15 protein-coding genes and 4 pseudogenes are annotated in these 15,744 nt (G+C 34.0%); 2 read left to right on the top strand and 17 right to left on the bottom strand.

The window, feature by feature from the left end; translation table 11 throughout:
• Nucleotides 1-33: 33 nt before the first annotated feature.
• From ACZLO7_RS10415 to ACZLO7_RS10375, 9 genes and pseudogenes are all read right to left on the bottom strand, one after another.
• Nucleotides 34-852 carry a PP2C family serine/threonine-protein phosphatase gene (locus ACZLO7_RS10415; RefSeq protein WP_464940697.1) on the bottom strand — a complete coding sequence of 273 codons (819 nt, stop codon included), beginning with the start codon at nucleotides 850-852 and terminating at the stop codon, nucleotides 34-36.
• A complete protein-coding gene (locus tag ACZLO7_RS10410) occupies nucleotides 845-1,300 on the bottom strand; it encodes an HIT family protein (protein ID WP_464940696.1) in 456 nt (151 codons plus the stop codon). The genes ACZLO7_RS10415 and ACZLO7_RS10410 overlap by 8 nt, the downstream gene beginning before the upstream one ends.
• A 154-nt stretch (nucleotides 1,301-1,454) precedes the next feature.
• Entirely contained in the window at nucleotides 1,455-2,450 is a 996-nt protein-coding gene (locus ACZLO7_RS10405; protein ID WP_464940695.1) for a M23 family metallopeptidase, read from the bottom strand.
• Nucleotides 2,451-2,646: 196 nt separating this feature from the next.
• Entirely contained in the window at nucleotides 2,647-3,348 is a 702-nt protein-coding gene (locus ACZLO7_RS10400; RefSeq protein WP_464940694.1) for a gamma-glutamyl-gamma-aminobutyrate hydrolase family protein, read from the bottom strand.
• A 239-nt stretch (nucleotides 3,349-3,587) separates the two neighbouring features.
• Nucleotides 3,588-4,184 carry an ATP-binding cassette domain-containing protein gene (locus ACZLO7_RS10395; RefSeq protein ID WP_464940723.1) on the bottom strand — a complete coding sequence of 199 codons (597 nt, stop codon included), beginning with the start codon at nucleotides 4,182-4,184 and terminating at the stop codon, nucleotides 3,588-3,590.
• Between the two features lie 39 nt (nucleotides 4,185-4,223).
• A pseudogene (locus ACZLO7_RS10390) lies at nucleotides 4,224-5,024 on the bottom strand (ABC transporter transmembrane domain-containing protein); the annotation flags it as partial.
• A gap of 448 nt (nucleotides 5,025-5,472) precedes the next feature.
• Nucleotides 5,473-6,291, bottom strand: a complete 819-nt coding sequence (locus tag ACZLO7_RS10385) for an SPL family radical SAM protein (protein WP_464940693.1) — start codon at nucleotides 6,289-6,291, stop codon at nucleotides 5,473-5,475.
• A gap of 31 nt (nucleotides 6,292-6,322) precedes the next feature.
• Nucleotides 6,323-6,856, bottom strand: coding sequence for a methylated-DNA--[protein]-cysteine S-methyltransferase (gene adaB / locus ACZLO7_RS10380; protein WP_464940692.1), 534 nt, complete (start codon nucleotides 6,854-6,856; stop codon nucleotides 6,323-6,325).
• Nucleotides 6,840-7,478, bottom strand: coding sequence for a bifunctional transcriptional activator/DNA repair enzyme AdaA (locus tag ACZLO7_RS10375; protein WP_464940691.1), 639 nt, complete (start codon nucleotides 7,476-7,478; stop codon nucleotides 6,840-6,842). The genes adaB and ACZLO7_RS10375 overlap by 17 nt, the downstream gene beginning before the upstream one ends.
• 356 nt (nucleotides 7,479-7,834) lie before the next feature.
• On the opposite strand from ACZLO7_RS10375, the gene alkA reads away from it, so the two are divergent.
• Complete coding sequence (alkA, locus tag ACZLO7_RS10370; protein WP_464940690.1) at nucleotides 7,835-8,746, top strand: DNA-3-methyladenine glycosidase II; 912 nt, start codon at nucleotides 7,835-7,837, stop codon at nucleotides 8,744-8,746.
• Between the two features lie 4 nt (nucleotides 8,747-8,750).
• Here the strand turns inward: alkA and ACZLO7_RS10365 are convergent, their stop codons facing one another.
• From ACZLO7_RS10365 to ACZLO7_RS10335, 7 genes and pseudogenes are all read right to left on the bottom strand, one after another.
• On the bottom strand, nucleotides 8,751-8,930 hold the full coding sequence (locus ACZLO7_RS10365; protein ID WP_464940689.1) for a hypothetical protein: 180 nt from the start codon (nucleotides 8,928-8,930) through the stop codon (nucleotides 8,751-8,753).
• Nucleotides 8,931-9,059: 129 nt separating this feature from the next.
• Nucleotides 9,060-9,288, bottom strand: a pseudogene (locus ACZLO7_RS10360) (porphobilinogen synthase); the annotation flags it as partial.
• Nucleotides 9,289-9,447: 159 nt separating this feature from the next.
• A complete protein-coding gene (locus ACZLO7_RS10355) occupies nucleotides 9,448-11,205 on the bottom strand; it encodes an ABC transporter substrate-binding protein (RefSeq protein ID WP_464940688.1) in 1,758 nt (585 codons plus the stop codon).
• A gap of 17 nt (nucleotides 11,206-11,222) precedes the next feature.
• Nucleotides 11,223-12,122, bottom strand: a complete 900-nt coding sequence (locus tag ACZLO7_RS10350; protein WP_464940687.1) for an ABC transporter permease — start codon at nucleotides 12,120-12,122, stop codon at nucleotides 11,223-11,225.
• Nucleotides 12,123-12,143: 21 nt separating this feature from the next.
• Nucleotides 12,144-13,115, bottom strand: coding sequence for an ABC transporter permease (locus tag ACZLO7_RS10345; RefSeq protein WP_464940686.1), 972 nt, complete (start codon nucleotides 13,113-13,115; stop codon nucleotides 12,144-12,146).
• 10 nt (nucleotides 13,116-13,125) lie between these two features.
• Entirely contained in the window at nucleotides 13,126-14,043 is a 918-nt protein-coding gene (locus ACZLO7_RS10340) for an ATP-binding cassette domain-containing protein (RefSeq protein ID WP_464940685.1), read from the bottom strand.
• On the bottom strand, nucleotides 13,964-15,034 hold the full coding sequence (locus ACZLO7_RS10335) for an ABC transporter ATP-binding protein (RefSeq protein ID WP_464940684.1): 1,071 nt from the start codon (nucleotides 15,032-15,034) through the stop codon (nucleotides 13,964-13,966). Before ACZLO7_RS10335 ends, ACZLO7_RS10340 begins: the two co-directional genes overlap by 80 nt.
• A gap of 213 nt (nucleotides 15,035-15,247) precedes the next feature.
• On the opposite strand from ACZLO7_RS10335, the pseudogene ACZLO7_RS10330 reads away from it, so the two are divergent.
• Nucleotides 15,248-15,337: pseudogene (locus ACZLO7_RS10330) on the top strand (porphobilinogen synthase); the annotation flags it as partial.
• An 86-nt stretch (nucleotides 15,338-15,423) separates the two neighbouring features.
• On the opposite strand, the pseudogene ACZLO7_RS10325 reads toward ACZLO7_RS10330, so the two are convergent.
• Nucleotides 15,424-15,555: pseudogene (locus ACZLO7_RS10325) on the bottom strand (porphobilinogen synthase); the annotation flags it as partial.
• Nucleotides 15,556-15,744: the final 189 nt, after the last annotated feature.

Genomic DNA, 15,744 nt, shown 5'->3' with positions numbered 1-15,744 from the left:
GAACAAAACTAGGCAATGAATTTTTAATACGGTCTAATTAATCATATTGCTTGGTAGGCTAGCTTTCTTGTGAACCTCAACTTTCCAAGTAATAATAGTTGTACTATCCCTTACTTGATGTTGCTCTATTTCTTTTAACAAGTGCCATACCCCTGCTTCAATTGATGTATTTTCAAATTCCTTGTTTATCATTTGTGGATCTTGAAAATCTACTCTTGGGCATTCAGTTAATCCATCAGTTGTTAGAAATAAATGATTGACGCCTTGTCTCAGTTCTTTTTTACCCGTACTATAACAAGGCACATCTAAATCGAATGTATTAACTTGCCCAACCCATTCATAGAAACTTCGCTGATTTAACTGACTTTCTCCCATTCCAAGCAGCTCTCTATTAAACAAATGTAAGATGCAATCACCTACCGAGAACCACCAAAGAAATTTGTCTTTACGAATAACAATAAGGCAGGCAGTTTCCCCTTGTACTTTTCGACAATCTGATAAAAAATTAGGTTGCTGAAATATTTCTAGAATGAGTGTATCCATCTCTTGAAAAGCGATACTTACTGGTGAATTTAATACATCGAAAATACGAGACTTTTCTTGCTCAAACTGTTTTAAAACTAACTCTGCACTCTCAGCTGAGTTATGAGCGTCTAAAATCATGACAAACTCCCAGTTTTCTTGGTCATTTAGCCAAATCAAGCAACCATCTTCGTTTTTATATTGCCCTGCAGTTGAGTTGCCACCAAATCTTCCAACTATTATATTATTAACTTTTTCAATATTTGGTTCGTCAACATAGTTTTTTTGGCTTCCTACCCAGATTATTTCCTCGTGTTCAAGATTAGCCATAATGCTTATCCTCTAAAAATTGTTTAATGCGTAGACAAACATCTGTTATTTCATCACCTGTACCTTTAGGTGCCTCCGCCCATTCGCTTAACTCCATTGGACTCCAGTAGTTCTTTGGTGTATTCGGATAACGTGGGACGACATGCATATGTAAATGTGATACAGAGTTTCCTGAAACCATCGAATAGACGTGTTCTGCTCCTTGAACTTCTGTTAGCGCCTTACTAACTCTGGCCATGATTAAACCAAATGCCTTCGCTTCATCAACAGTCATATCCCCAATTCCAGGTACATGTCTCTTTAAATCAATCATTATATGACCAAGATAAGTTGGATTTGTCCCCCTATCAATATGCCCTACATAAACTAGGTCATCCTCGTAAATAGTAGTCCCAGCAGTAAGAATCTCTCCCCTATGTTTACAACAAATAAAACAATCTTGACTCATGAAGATCACCTCTTTATATATATTGTTTTAATAATAACCCATCACCCAAATTATGTATATAATACAAAAAACTTTAAGATGTAAAATATATACACATTAAAAAAGGCACCAGATTATGGAGTTACAAATTCCTCCATAATTCGGCACCTTCCTTCTATATTTTTTTTGTTCCTTTTTCAGCTTGTTCCCAAAGTCTTAGTGAAGGAAACGGATCAAATGCCCATTCATTTCTTCCGTTGTATTTATACATGCCGTAGTGTAAATGCGGAGGGAATTTACCTGAAGTTCCTTTCTTTCCGTATCCAGAGCTTCCCACATAACCAACTACCGTTCCTGGCTCAACAACATCTCCCACTTTTATCCCTTTTTCATAACTGGATAAATGGGCATAATAATGATACGTATTATTATTATCGCGTATACCAATTCGCCAGCCACCAAATTCGTTCCATCCCATAACCTCAACAAGGCCATATGTAGCAGATTTTACAGGAACACCATAAGATGCAAATAAGTCAGTGCCTTCATGTATCCTGCGTCCACCCCAACCTCTTGAGGCTCCCCAAGTACTTCTATAACTGTAATCATGTTTAATGGATAGTGGGAAAGCTCGCTTATCTAGATTCAACGTTTTAAATTTCTCATAAATTTTTGCATTTGTAATAATTTGTTTTACTGTATCATCGACTTTATAATATTCCTTTAAAGCATGTTTGAAGCCTTTTTCATCAGTCCCATGTACACTTATATATTCAGCAAGTGTGTACATTACGTCATCATCATTTTGGCAATCTGCTACGCCATCATGATTTCCATCAGCACCATTCCCATTAAAGAAAACAATGGATTTTAAGTTTGTATCATCCTTTTTAGGATTAAGTATCCCTGTCCAAAAATCATCTGCAAATTGAATGGCAAGTACACCTTCTCTTTTAGATATGTCATTACGTACTTGTTCAATATTCCTTTCATATTGATCAACAGCAGCTAAGTAATACCATGGTAAAGTGTCGTTTGAATATTTTATATAGTATTCCATGCGCTGTTCTAAAATTTGCTCCCTTGTTGGTTCTTCAGCAGCTGAAACAGCAGTTGAAAAAACAAAGAAAAATGTACTTAAGTAAAGCATGAATCGAAGCCGTTGACTCAAACTAAGATACCTCCTTTTTTGGACTTACGATAGTTTTCCCATTAAAAAAGGATTCATGAATCTAAAATAATTCTCTTTAGCATATTTGTCCGTATAAAAAAACAATACCGCAATCACTGGAGTTCTGATCACAAAAATGCGTTATTTCTCAAATAAAAAACGACTGTTTAAATAAAATACAGTCGCTTTGTACATATTATTTTTTACAAGCATTAATAAACGCATTCATTAATTCTGCTGAAACCTCATCATTATTTAACAACATACACTCTGGATGCCACTGAATGCCCATGACGAAGTGGTGATTTTTGCTCTCGAAAGCTTCAATAACACCATCGCTTGCTACTGCTGAAACTTCAAATCCATCGGGTATCTTTCTATTTGCTTGATGATGAAAACTATTCACTTTTAACGATTCTGTTTGAGTAATTGTTCTTAGTAAAGTATTTTCCTTTACATTAACATAATGGGAAGCATGCCAACGAGGAGCTTGTTGTTGATGTTGTAAGAGCTCCGTTTCAGTTTGTGAGTAAATATCCTGAAACATATCTCCACCAACAGCTATATTTAGAATTTGTGCTCCTCGACAAATTCCTAAAATCGGTTTATTCTGAAGCAACATTTTCTTAACGATAGCTATCTCAAATGCGTCCCTCTCAGGTGTTATAGATCCTAGCTTTTGATGCGGTTCTTCTCCGAAAAGTGTTGGGTCAATATCTCCTCCACCCGTCAACAGTAATCCATCAATCAGTTCAACAATTAAATCAATTTCAATTTCCTCATAATTAGGAAGTACTATTGGTAAACCACCAAATTTCGAAATAGCATTGATATTATCAGTTGGAAGTGAAAGTATCTGTTCTTTTAAGCTTGAAGAAATACCGATAACTGGTCTCATATTAAACCCCATTTCAGCTTCTTTAATAGTAACTCATTATCCTTATCTTTGTATTTTATGCCTTGTATTCACTTTAATGAAAATCTACTTTTCAATGATTATGCGTAAATTTTAGATTTACTTGTATGTTCCTCACTTTAAAAGGGTATTTTGGGTATTTCAATGATTAATGAAGTAACTAGAAGTGCTAAAGCAGCATCCGTAATTGAATTAGTTTGAAACTTGCTCTATCCTAAGAGTTAGTTTGATGAAACTTGTTTTGATAAAAGACTAAAATAAGCTCCCTTATTCTTTATCAGTTCTAGTGGAGTGCCGTATTCAATTATTTCCCCATTATCTAACACTAAAATTTTGGACGCATTCCGAATAGTAGATAGTCTGTGTGCTACTAAAATGATTGTTTTACCTTTAAATACTTCCTCCATTTTATGTTGAAGTGAAAATTCAGTATGTGCATCTAATGCAGATGTCGGTTCATCTAACAGTAATCCTATAGCATTTCTAAAATCAATAAGATTATATTTTGAAATACTGACCCCATCAATACTTACTGTCCCTTTAGTTGGGTCATAAAAACGCATGATTAATTCTAATATTGTTGTTTTACCTCCTCCTGAACCTCCAACTATTCCTATAATTTCTCCGGGCTGTACTTTAAAAGAGACATTTTCTAAACCAGCACGATTATTTTCATATGTAAACGACACATTTTGAAACTCTAGTTCTCCCCTGACGGCTTTTAAAGGAATTGCATTTGGAATTTCAATTATGGGTTCATGAATATCTAAAAATGTATTTAATTGCTTTATTATAGGTCTAATATTAGTAGTGCCCATATAAGCAGTTTGTATTTCATTTACTAAAGTGTATAGCTGAGGTACATATACTGTGAAAGCAACAAGTGACCCAATAGTTAACTGGTTATTACTAATATCCCAAGCGCCAACAGCAAATACTATTCCTAATGCCAATGACTTTACCAGTTGATTGAATATATCTGAATATGATTTTCGATATATACTCGTATTTAAATGTATTTCTTTATGTTTTTTCAACAAACTCTTTACGTTTTTCAATTCACTTTTTTGTTGGGAGAAGATTTGAACATTTTTTATGCCACTAATTAGTTCCGTAAAAAAAGTCATTTCATTATTTGTATATTCTATAAAACTCTTTGTTTTAGTTTCTGATATTTTCCCTAAAATATAAGTTATGATAAATACTAGCGGAACAACTAAAAATGCGATTAAAGTTAATTTCAAACTAATTGTGGTCATAAATATAGTCATTCCTATAACATGAATAGGCTTGTAATACCGTTGAGTAATTCATTCGCTATATAAACTTCACCTATCATACCCGAAGTGCGGCATCACACGGTCTACTATATCTCCAATTTTCAACTGATTTAAGTTTATTGATGATAGTGTAAATGCTTTCTCAAACGCCATCGTTCTTAATTTTTCGGTTACATTCCCACCGATTTTAACATTTAGTATCATTCGTACAGTTCTAAAAATTGTTGAAAGAATAGGTAAAATAGTTAAAATTGCTATAAAAATAAACAATGCTTTGAAATTCTTTTCAGAAATTGCTGAGTCAATTATTTGCTTCATGACTAAAGGAGATAATAAATCAATAAAAGTTGCGATGATCATTAACAAAATACCTGTCACGATCAAACGCTTTTTTTCAAACATAAGTGAAAAAAAAAAAATAAAGATCTCTTGTCTTCTTATCCGTCATTTACATACCCCGCTCTCGAATTGGAAGCACTTACTAATAGACATTTTTCTAACACCGAATATACTATATTGGACAAAAATCCCAAAACACCTTTATTTTAATGAAATTAGATCTGTTTAGTATTTAATATTTGTTGAAGATCATTTATTTTATAAAAAGTTAGCTATTTGTGAGTAAACTAGATTCCTAAAGGTTTCTCAATTTCTTTATAGAATGAAGTAATAAAGGAGCTTAATATGAATAACTGGGAAAGAATTTTATTTATTAAAGGTGAAGGTAAGCTTTTTGTGTAGCTCACCACTACTCTGAATTTAATGACACAGGTGATTATTTTACAGAAACTTTTAATTTACATTATGTAAACTAAAATTAATAGCGCTAGGGTTCGAAACCCTTCTGGCTAATGAAAAGTTCATCTTCCGAAAAATACTGCCGCATTCGTTTATAAACCATTTGATAGACCGATGGATGATACCATTCTTCCATTTTCAGATTTCTATATAAAGCTTGTAAGCCCATCTTGTGTGTTCGTTTACCACCACTACCGTCCCCCATAAAATAATCGTCAATACATACTCGGTTAACCAAGGGACGCAATATTTCTGCAAATCGCTCGCTACTTGGTAATACGGGTGCGATGGCAATCTGTGCAGGAATACCGGATTCAGCAAGCAGTTGGAGTGTTTTAAGCCTTGCTGGAATAGGGGGAGCATAGGGCGCAAAATGCTTGCGAATATCTTCCCTATCGGTCTCTGCTGTCATACTTACCCGAACTTTATCTTTAAAATGTTGCAGCAAATCGATATCTCGACGCACAAGTGGGCTTCTAGTCTGTACTAATAGGAAGTCAGGGGGATCTTCTACCATAACTTCTAGTAAAGATCGCGTCACTTTTTCCTTATGCTCTATTGGTTGATACGGGTCTGTACTTGATGACATAAAAATGGTTACATTCCCTTTGGCTTTGGCGCGATGGAGCTCCTTTTTTAATAAATTCGCAGCTCCTTTTTTAACATCGACCCAATTTCCCCATTCCCCTTCTCGAAAAAGAGATACAGGCATTTCGCGTACATAACAATAGGAACATCCAAATGAACAGCCTGTATATGGATTTAGTGAATGCGTATAGCCAGAAAGAAAGCCAGTCCCTTTATTCAGAATGGTTTTCGGACTTTTATAGAATAATTCACTTTTCATGACGGAACCTCCATTCATTGTACGGCAATAATTACACATTGCTAGATGAAGCTCGCTTTTCCAGATCCAGGAGAAGTGTCTTCATTTCTAATCCACCCCGATAGCCAGTTAACGAGCCATTCTTCCCTATTACACGATGGCACGGTACAGTAATTAATACTGGATTAGCCCCAATAGCCGCACCTACAGCACGAACAGCTGCTGGTTTCTTTATATCATTTGCAATGTCGGAATAGGATTTCGTCTGTCCATAAGGAATTTCACAAAGTACATTCCAGACTGCTAGCTGAAAATGCGTACCTACGTACTCAAATGGAACAGTAAAGGTTTTCCGCTTCCCTTCTAGGTACTGAGTGATTTCAACAACATAGGGTTCAAGCTTTTCATCATCTTCAACAAGAAGACTTCCTGGAAAACGTTTCTTAGCCCATTCGAACAATTCCTCGAATGGTTTGTTCTGTGAACCTACAAACGCAAGCCCCTTTGAAGATGAAGCAATATAAAAATTCCAATCCCTAAACTTTAGTAAAGACCAATAAAGAGTTGGTTTATTCTTTGTTTCCATTGTCCTTTTCCTCCATTTTACTCATTTGACGAAATTGTGCTGGTGTCTGTCCAGTTTTCTTTTTAAATAAAGTAATAAAATAAGGCGCGTTAGCTATACCCACACATATGGCGATATCTCCAATCGCTTTATTTGTCTGAATCAAATACTTTTTAGCCGCGTGTACTCTTACTTGTTGTATATACTCAACCGGCGTAATGCCTTTAATCTTTTTAAATGTTCGATGCATATGATACGGACTCCCATGACAAATATTTGCTAACGATTCTAGCGTTAATTTTTCTGTGAAATTTTTGTCAATGTATGCAGTAATTAAATCAACCCACTCGCTATCAGGTAAATTTTCATTAGTAGGTTTGCAACGTTTACAAGGGCGAAAATTTGCCCGGAGAGCTTGTTCTGCGTTTGGAAAAATGCATACATTTTCTTTTTTTGGAACTCGAGATTTACAGGATGGTTTACAGAATATCCCTGTCGACTTTACAGCGTAAAAAAATTGATTATTGTACGCTGTATCATTATTTATAATTGCTTGCCACTTATCATCTGGTATCATTTCTACATCATTCGAAATTCTATGATCATGGCTCTCTTTATGTCCGTTATTGATACTATCCGGCATTTATCTCACCTCTCATTAAAATATACTCCCTATAATTTCAGAATGTACAATTCTAGGAATGGAATAGCAATATATTGAAGTTTAATTTTTATTTAGAGTCGTGAAAAACAAATCCTTGCTCATCTAAGTCATTTTGAATTGAATCCCAATTTAAGCTCTCGACACGTGCTTTTATATGTTGGACCATTTTTATCCACTCCTATTTAGCATTCTGGATAACTAACACTATAACCTCATCATTAGAAAAAAATAAGGTGTTTAGAATGTAATAGCAAGATAACAAAATTAGTAAAGATAATTATGTGATAAAGTAAAATTACAGTAGAAAATCGTAAAAAGATGAGGAGAATGAAAAAGTGACATGGCATGAAGTCAATGATGTTATTGTAATTACATTACCTGAAAATTTCGACATGAATGCAAACCTAGGTTATCTGACAAGGGAAAAAAACGAATGCATGCATGAAATAGAGACCGATATAATTACAAAAGTTATAGCCATTGGGGAAATTCGGTCCTTAGTACAGGTAAGCGTAATCAATAATAAACAAATGGTTGTTCAATTCCTAAATGATTCTAGACCTATTGAAAAGTGGAAACGGGAAGAGATTGTAAAGTATATTCATGAATGGTTTGATCTTGATAACGATTTAACGCCATTTTATGAAATGGCAAAAACAGACCCATTACTTAAAATGCCTGCCCGAAAATTCTATGGATTGCGAGTTGTCGGCATTCCCGATTTATTTGAAGCTCTATGTTGGGGAGTTTTAGGGCAACAAATTAACTTAGCGTTCGCATACTCCTTAAAGAAGCAATTTGTAGAAGGATTTGGCGATTCTATCGAATGGAATGGTAAAAAGTATTGGGTGTTCCCACCGTACGAGCGAATTGCACAGTTAACACCTACAGACCTAGCAGATATTAAAATGACGGTAAAAAAAAGTGAATATATCATTGGAATTGCCAGATTAATGGCAAGTGGAGAATTATCGAGGGAACAATTAATGAAAATGAACTTTAAAGATGCTGAAAAAAACTTAGTCAAAATACGCGGAATCGGTCCTTGGACAGCCAATTATGTTCTAATGCGCTGCCTCAGGTTCCAGACAGCTTTTCCAATCGATGATGTGGGTCTTATTAATTCGATAAAAATATTACGTAATATGAACCGAAAGCCTACGAAAGATGAAATCTTAGAAATATCGTCTCCATGGAAAAACTGGGAATCATACGCTACCTTTTATTTATGGCGTGTCCTTTACTGAATAATTATTTTCCACTTTGAATTTTAAGAAAGTCTCTATACTTTTTTGGATAACGGCGAACCCATTCACTGACAACTCGATTTATGACACCACCGATATCTTCGCCAATTTCAATCATGGATTCATCTCCATTTAAGTATTGTAGAACCGCTTGAATACGTTGTTCAACACTTACTTTCACCAAAAAAACCACATAAAAGTTAGATTGGTGTCTAACTTTTACGTGGTAGTTCATAAATGGTTATCTGTTTTTGCAATAGTTTAGATTTGTTTATATGTACTTGGCTGTTTACACCACCTGGCTTTAACAGCTTCAGCATAGGCAACGTGCAACGTCTTTTGCATAATACGTAATAATTAAATCAGAGTCAGCACATTTCATGCCTAATAATGCTTCAAGCAAAACTTTCTTCTCTTCGGTCCACCCATAAATAGCATCAGCTTAAATCATCGTGTACTCACCTAGAACATTGTACACAACGAGTGGTATTCTTCGAATCTCAGATAATATCTAAATAACTAAGGGCAGGCTTTACAATAACCTTTATAATAAATTAAAAAGATAATATTTTGTTTAATAACCACCCAATTACTAGACATCATCTAACTTTGGAAGTGCAGTTATCTTGATAAATCAAACCACATACGATAAACCTGAGTAAAAAAACCTTTAGTTCAACTGGTAGGTTGTCTTTTTTATATTATTTCGCTTTTTCTCTCTTATCAGTAGTAACTGCTAAATCTCTTAAATTATAGTAAGCTTGTGCATTTTGGAAAACATCGTAATTTTTAACTCGTTTGTTAACTGCTTTTAAACTATATGTGTAGAATAATGGGATTTCAGGTGCATCATTTTTAATTAAAGCTTGATATTTGTGTAATTGTTCCTGTCGATATTTAGAATCTGTCGCTTTCTCTGAATTAATTGCTTGTATCAATTGATCATTTTCTGCACTCACGTAACGAGAGTAGTTACCATCAGACGTTCTACTAAAGCGAGATTCTGGGTTAATAGTTGTTGCAAAGTATGTTAAAAACATGTCTATATCTGGGTCATCAGCTTCTACTCGATCATAAAAATTGTTGAAATCCATTAAGCGACCGTCATTTAAGACAACTTTAACCCCTATCTTTTCCCAATTCTGGATATAAAATTTAACTAATGCTTCATACCCTGTACTAGCAGCTAAATTAATTGTTAAAGGTTTACCATCTGGTGTCAGGCGATAACCATCGTTCCCTTTCTTATAACCCGCCTCATCTAAAATTTGATTAGCTTTTTTCGGGCCATAAGTGAACCCATCTAAATTTTTATCATAGTAATCACCAAAACCAGGTGCAATATATGAATTCGCTGGAATTCTTAACCCTTTAAATAATTTCACTCCCACTGTTTTATTATCCATAGCATAACCGATAGCTTGGCGTAAAGCAGGATCTGACATTTTCAAGTTTTTATCAGCTACATTTTCTTTTTTATTTTTATCAAAATAACCTAACTTAAATGATAAATTAAAATGCGACACTTCTGGATACGCTACGATATTGACATTTGATGGCACCGTTTTTGGATCATAAGTAGTTGAGTCATAACCAATGATATCCAATTCACCTTTTTTAAGCATTTCTTTTGAAGTACTTGGATTCACAATAATTTGTTCAATTTTATCCAAATTTGGTTTTCCAGCGAAATAATTATCATTTCTTACATATACCACAGCTTCACCGGGTACAATTTTTTCAATTTTAAAAGCACCATAACCAATTGGATTTTTACGGACTGGATCAGATGCTCCCATTTCATTGACAGGAATGTCTTTAAATTTTGATTTTTGCAATGGGAAACCGTGTAAATCTGTTTTCACGTTAGGATCTGATTCTGTATATGAGATTTCAACTGTTTTATCATCTATTTTTTTCAAACCCTCAATCTTTTTAGCTTTCCCTTCGTGATAAGCTGGCATTCCTTTGATTTTAGCGATATTTGTTGTGTAAGCAGCTGTTTCAAAATCTGGATGAGCCAAAACTTCATAAGCAAAAATATAATCGTCTGCTGTTACAGTTTCACCATCTGTCCAGTTCAAATCTTTATTTAGCTTTACTGTTATTTTTTTTAAATCGCTTGAATACTCAACATCTGCAGCTCCGCCATTTTCTATTTCTCGATTATTATTGATTTTGAAAAGCTTTGGATAAAAAATAGAATTGAAAGCACTGTCAATATTTGATTGTGCGAATAGTGGATTAAAAATACCTGAAAGTGGTGTATCAGTTCCAATCCCAATTTTTAAAGAGCCGCCTTTAATTGCTTCTTCTTTTGTATTAACAGCATGTGGGATATTTTTATTATCCTCATCTGTATTAACATTCACTTGCTTTTTCTCAGATTTTCCGCAAGCTGTTAACACCACCATTAATATTAGTACGATTGTTAACATGAACCATTTTATTTTTCTCATTAATAACACTCCTAATATTATACTCGTTGTCTAGCATTAGTTGCTCTTTTCAAAGCTTGGCCTATAAAATTTATGCTTAAAATTAAAGCGAAAATTAATAAACAAGCTGGTAACCACATCCACCAAGAATTCTGGATAATCTCTGGATTTGTTGCATTACTCACTAAATTCCCTAAACTCGGTGTATCTGTTGGTAAACCAAATCCTAGAAAGCTTAACCCTGTTTCAATTCCTATATTGCCTGCCAAACTAAGCGTCAAATTAATAATAATGATGGATAAAAGGTTTGGAAGTACTTGTGATAACAGGATTTTCCAATGTGGTGTTCTCGCCAAATAGGAGGCTTTCACATAATCCTTTTGTCTCTCTACTAATGTTTTTGCACGAATAAGTCGGGCTTTTGATACCCATAAAAAACTTCCCATGACTAATATAAATGTCCACATCGAAAAATCGGGCTTGATAGTCACAATGACAATAATAATCATTAGACCTGGTAAAATATACATAAAGTCAATAAAACGCATAATGGCTAAATCAACCCATTTGCCGAAATATCCCGCCATTATTCCTAAAAGAATTCCTATAAACGCTGAGATTAGTGTTACAGCTAACCCAATTGTAAAAGAGTTTCTTGCACCTACAATTAGTTGAGCAAAAATATCTTTTCCTGACATATCTGTTCCTAGCCAATACTCTGAAGAAGGTGCTTCATTTGTTGCCATTAATTCGACATTCGATGCTTGTTCACCGGAAATCCAAAAAAAAGAGGTATATACTACAATTAAAAAAAATATTAAAAACCAACTGGAAATATGGGCTAATTTATCTTTCATCACCTCCTTTATAAAATAAGTAAAACTAGAGTGGCTTTTGGATTGCCCATTTTGAACGGGAGATGCAGATAATACAGTCATCTGTCTTTTCCTCCTTCTATTTTAATGATCAATTTTGACTCGTGGATCTACCAAACGCACCATCACATCTGATAAAAATGTACCTATCAAAGCTAAAATTCCAGATATCATCAATAAAGCTGTTACAATAGAAAAATCTCGACCACTCAATGATGAAACAAATAATTCTCCTAACCCTGGGTAGCTATAAATCTTCTCAATAAAAATATCTCCAGCTAAAATACCTGTAAGTGATAAACCTAAGAAAGCAACAATTGGCATTAAGGCATTTCTTAAAATGTGAAAACGATAAATTTTACTTTCAGGGACACCTTTTGCTTGTAAAAAACGAACATAATCAGATGTTTTATTGTCTATAACTTCACTACGTAACAATTGAATGGTTGCTGTAGTTTGTAACAATGCACCTGTTAAGGTTGGTAATATTAAATGGTGAATTTTATTAATATAATAATTAAATGTATGAGGATCTACCTCTGTCGAAACACTTCCAGAGGACGGAAACCAGCCTAATTGAAAACCAAAGATATATAGCAAAAACAAGGCAAAAACAAAAGATGGAATGGCATAAGTCAAATAGCTATACCCTGTGATAGTGTGATCCCATAAAGTTTGATGATAACGACCACTTAGTAAACCTAGAGGTAAAGCAATCAAGTAAGATGTCACCATAATGGCAATCCCTAACCAGAGTGTGTTGAATGCTCTCTCCCCAATCACTGTTGTTACAGAAATTTTATGTAGATAAGAAATTCCTAAATCCCCTTGAAAAATTCCATATACCCAATTGGCATATTGTACGTACCAAGGATCCAATAATCCTAACTTTTCTCTTAGTTCGTGTAATTGCTCAGGTGTTACATTTGGGTTTTCTTCTATTAACCCTGTTAAAGCATCCCCAGGCATCATTTTAGCCAAAATAAAAATAATCATGCTGAGAAAAATGAGTTGGATGATCCCTAGAGAAACTCGCTTAAGTAAAAAGTTACGCATAATTATCCTCCTATTTTGGTAAAGCTGCATAGTGAGTCTTTGCAATCTGTATAAGTGGTAACGGCAATTCCTCATCATCCATTAGCTCATGTATTTTTTGAATGTAGTTGTCATCAACTTCTTCTCGTAATAGGTTCATTTTTTGCCGATCTTTTGGATGCTCCAATGGAATAGAAGTTAGCAGTTTTTTTGTATATAAATGTTGTGGGTTTTGAAAAATATCTTCTACCGTTCCTTTTTCAACAATACGCCCTTTATACATAATCGCAATTTCGTCACAGAAATGTTTAACAACCCCTAAATCATGGCTAATAAATAAAATTGAAATATCATACTTAGCTTGTATTTTTTTTAAGAAATTCAATACTTGTGCTTGGACAGATAAATCGAGAGCAGACACTGGCTCATCCGCAACAATTACCTTTGGTTCTACAATTAATGAGCGAGCTATACCTATTCGTTGTCTTTGTCCTCCTGAGAATTCATGAGGATATTTCCATAAATCATCTTCCCCCAAACCCAGTTCATCTAAGATTTGAATGATTTTTTTCATGCGTTCTTCCTTCGATAAGTTTTTTTGATTAGTTAAAGGTTCTCCTACAATGTCTACAATTCTTTTCATAGGATTCAATGAACTATAGGGATCTTGAAAAATCATTTGAATATCATGAAAGTACAAACGTCTATCCTTTTGCTTCAATTGATTTAAATCTTTTTCACCAAGCCAAATTTCACCATCTACTCCTTCAATAAGCCCAGTAATAGATTTACCTGTAGAAGTTTTCCCACTACCTGACTCACCTATTAAACCTATAGTTTTACCCTGTTTTAAGTCGAAAGAGATTCCATCAACTGCTTTGAAAGGTAACTTCTTTCCCTTCTGTTGATAGTGTACTTTTAAATTTTGTACTCGTAATACGATCTTCATCAATTCCCCTCCCTAATTCAAAGTTCTTCCAACAAATGCAACGCACCCAATGATGCTCTGCTATTTGATGCAATGATGGGTTATCTTCATGAACTAATTCACGAAATTCAGGAATTCTTTCGCTAAAGCGACACCCAACCTGTACTCGATTTGTCAATGATGGAACGTTACCTTTAATCGTATGAAGTGTGCTATTTTTGCTTTGCTGGGGCATTGATTGTAATAATAATTTAGTGTAAGGATGTCTAGCATTATCAAATAATGTATGTACATCTGCGATTTCAACTATTTCTCCTGCGTACATAACAGCTACTCGATCAGCAATTTCAGCTACTACTCCTAAATCGTGAGTAATAATTAGAATCCCACTATTTTGTTTTTTCTGAATACCTTTCAGAAGTTTTAGTACTTGTATTTGTATCGTTGTGTCCAAAGCAGTTGTAGGTTCATCGGCTATAATTAACTTTGGTTCGTTAATTACCGCAATAGCTATAACAATTCGTTGTCTTTGACCTCCTGATAGCTCATGAGGAAATTTATGATAAACTTCTACGACATCATTAAATCCCAAGTCATTTAATATGTTTAAAGTATGTTTTTTCATTTCTTGTTTATCCAACTTAAGATGATAATACATCGTTTCTTCAATTTGTTTACCAACTATCATCAAAGGGTCTAAAGCTGTCATAGGATCTTGAAAAATCATACTAATCTCTGAACCTCTAATCTTATTCAGCTTTTTTGTTTCAAGACTAGATAAATCCTCATTATCATAAATAATTTGTCCTTTAATATCCGTTTTTTCTCGGTTGTGTAAATTCAAAATAGACATGGCTAATGCACTTTTCCCACTTCCAGACTCTCCTACAATCGCTAAAACTTCACCTTTTGAGATTGTTAAGTTAGCGTTTTCTACTGCATGATAAAATAGATTTTCTATTTTAAAACTTACAGTTAAATCTCTTATTTCTAATAAGTGCTCCTCCTCCAAGTTATCAAACCTCCTTTTAATTCCTACTAAATAACTAGACTTAGTTTACATTCATTATATTATCACTTTTCCCAAAAAATTCAATACGTTTTTTTCAAAAAATCAAAATATTTACACTAGAAAAAAGTAAATCCATCCTAATCTCGAAGTAAGACTTTTATGTTTGGAAAATAATTAGGATTGGAATACTGTTTTTAATAACAATTGATGTTTGAAATATTATTAGACATGAAGCGTGCAGGCTCTGATTTAATTATTACGTATTATACAAAAGAAGTTGCACGTTGGTTGGAGGAGAAATAAATGACACGCTCTTACGAAGGTTCAAAACAAGCCTACGCTGAAGCTGTTTAGTAAAAGTTAACAACCAAGTACATGTAAACAATTCAAACTTTCTTCTCCTCAATCCACCCATAAATAGTAACAACTTTAATCATCGTGTACGCAACGAGTGGTAATAGATAATGATTCTTCATATCTCGGATAATCTCTAAATAACTAAGGGCAGGCTTTACAATTAGGCTCTGTTAAATTTAACTGTTGTTATTTAAACATAAATAGAGTATCTATTTTGTTGAGACTCCTCATTTCGAATTATCATAAACAGATATGCTTTTACAATAGTAAGGAATATACACTATTTCAGATAGTGAACACGCTAAGCAAGCATAAATACTGCTTCATCAACGGTTTATGAGATTTGTATAAAA

The organism is Viridibacillus sp. d25.2 (genome assembly GCF_055456015.2).
The sequence above is the reverse complement of the archived record's forward strand: the minus strand, read 5'-3'. Positions and strand labels throughout refer to the sequence as shown.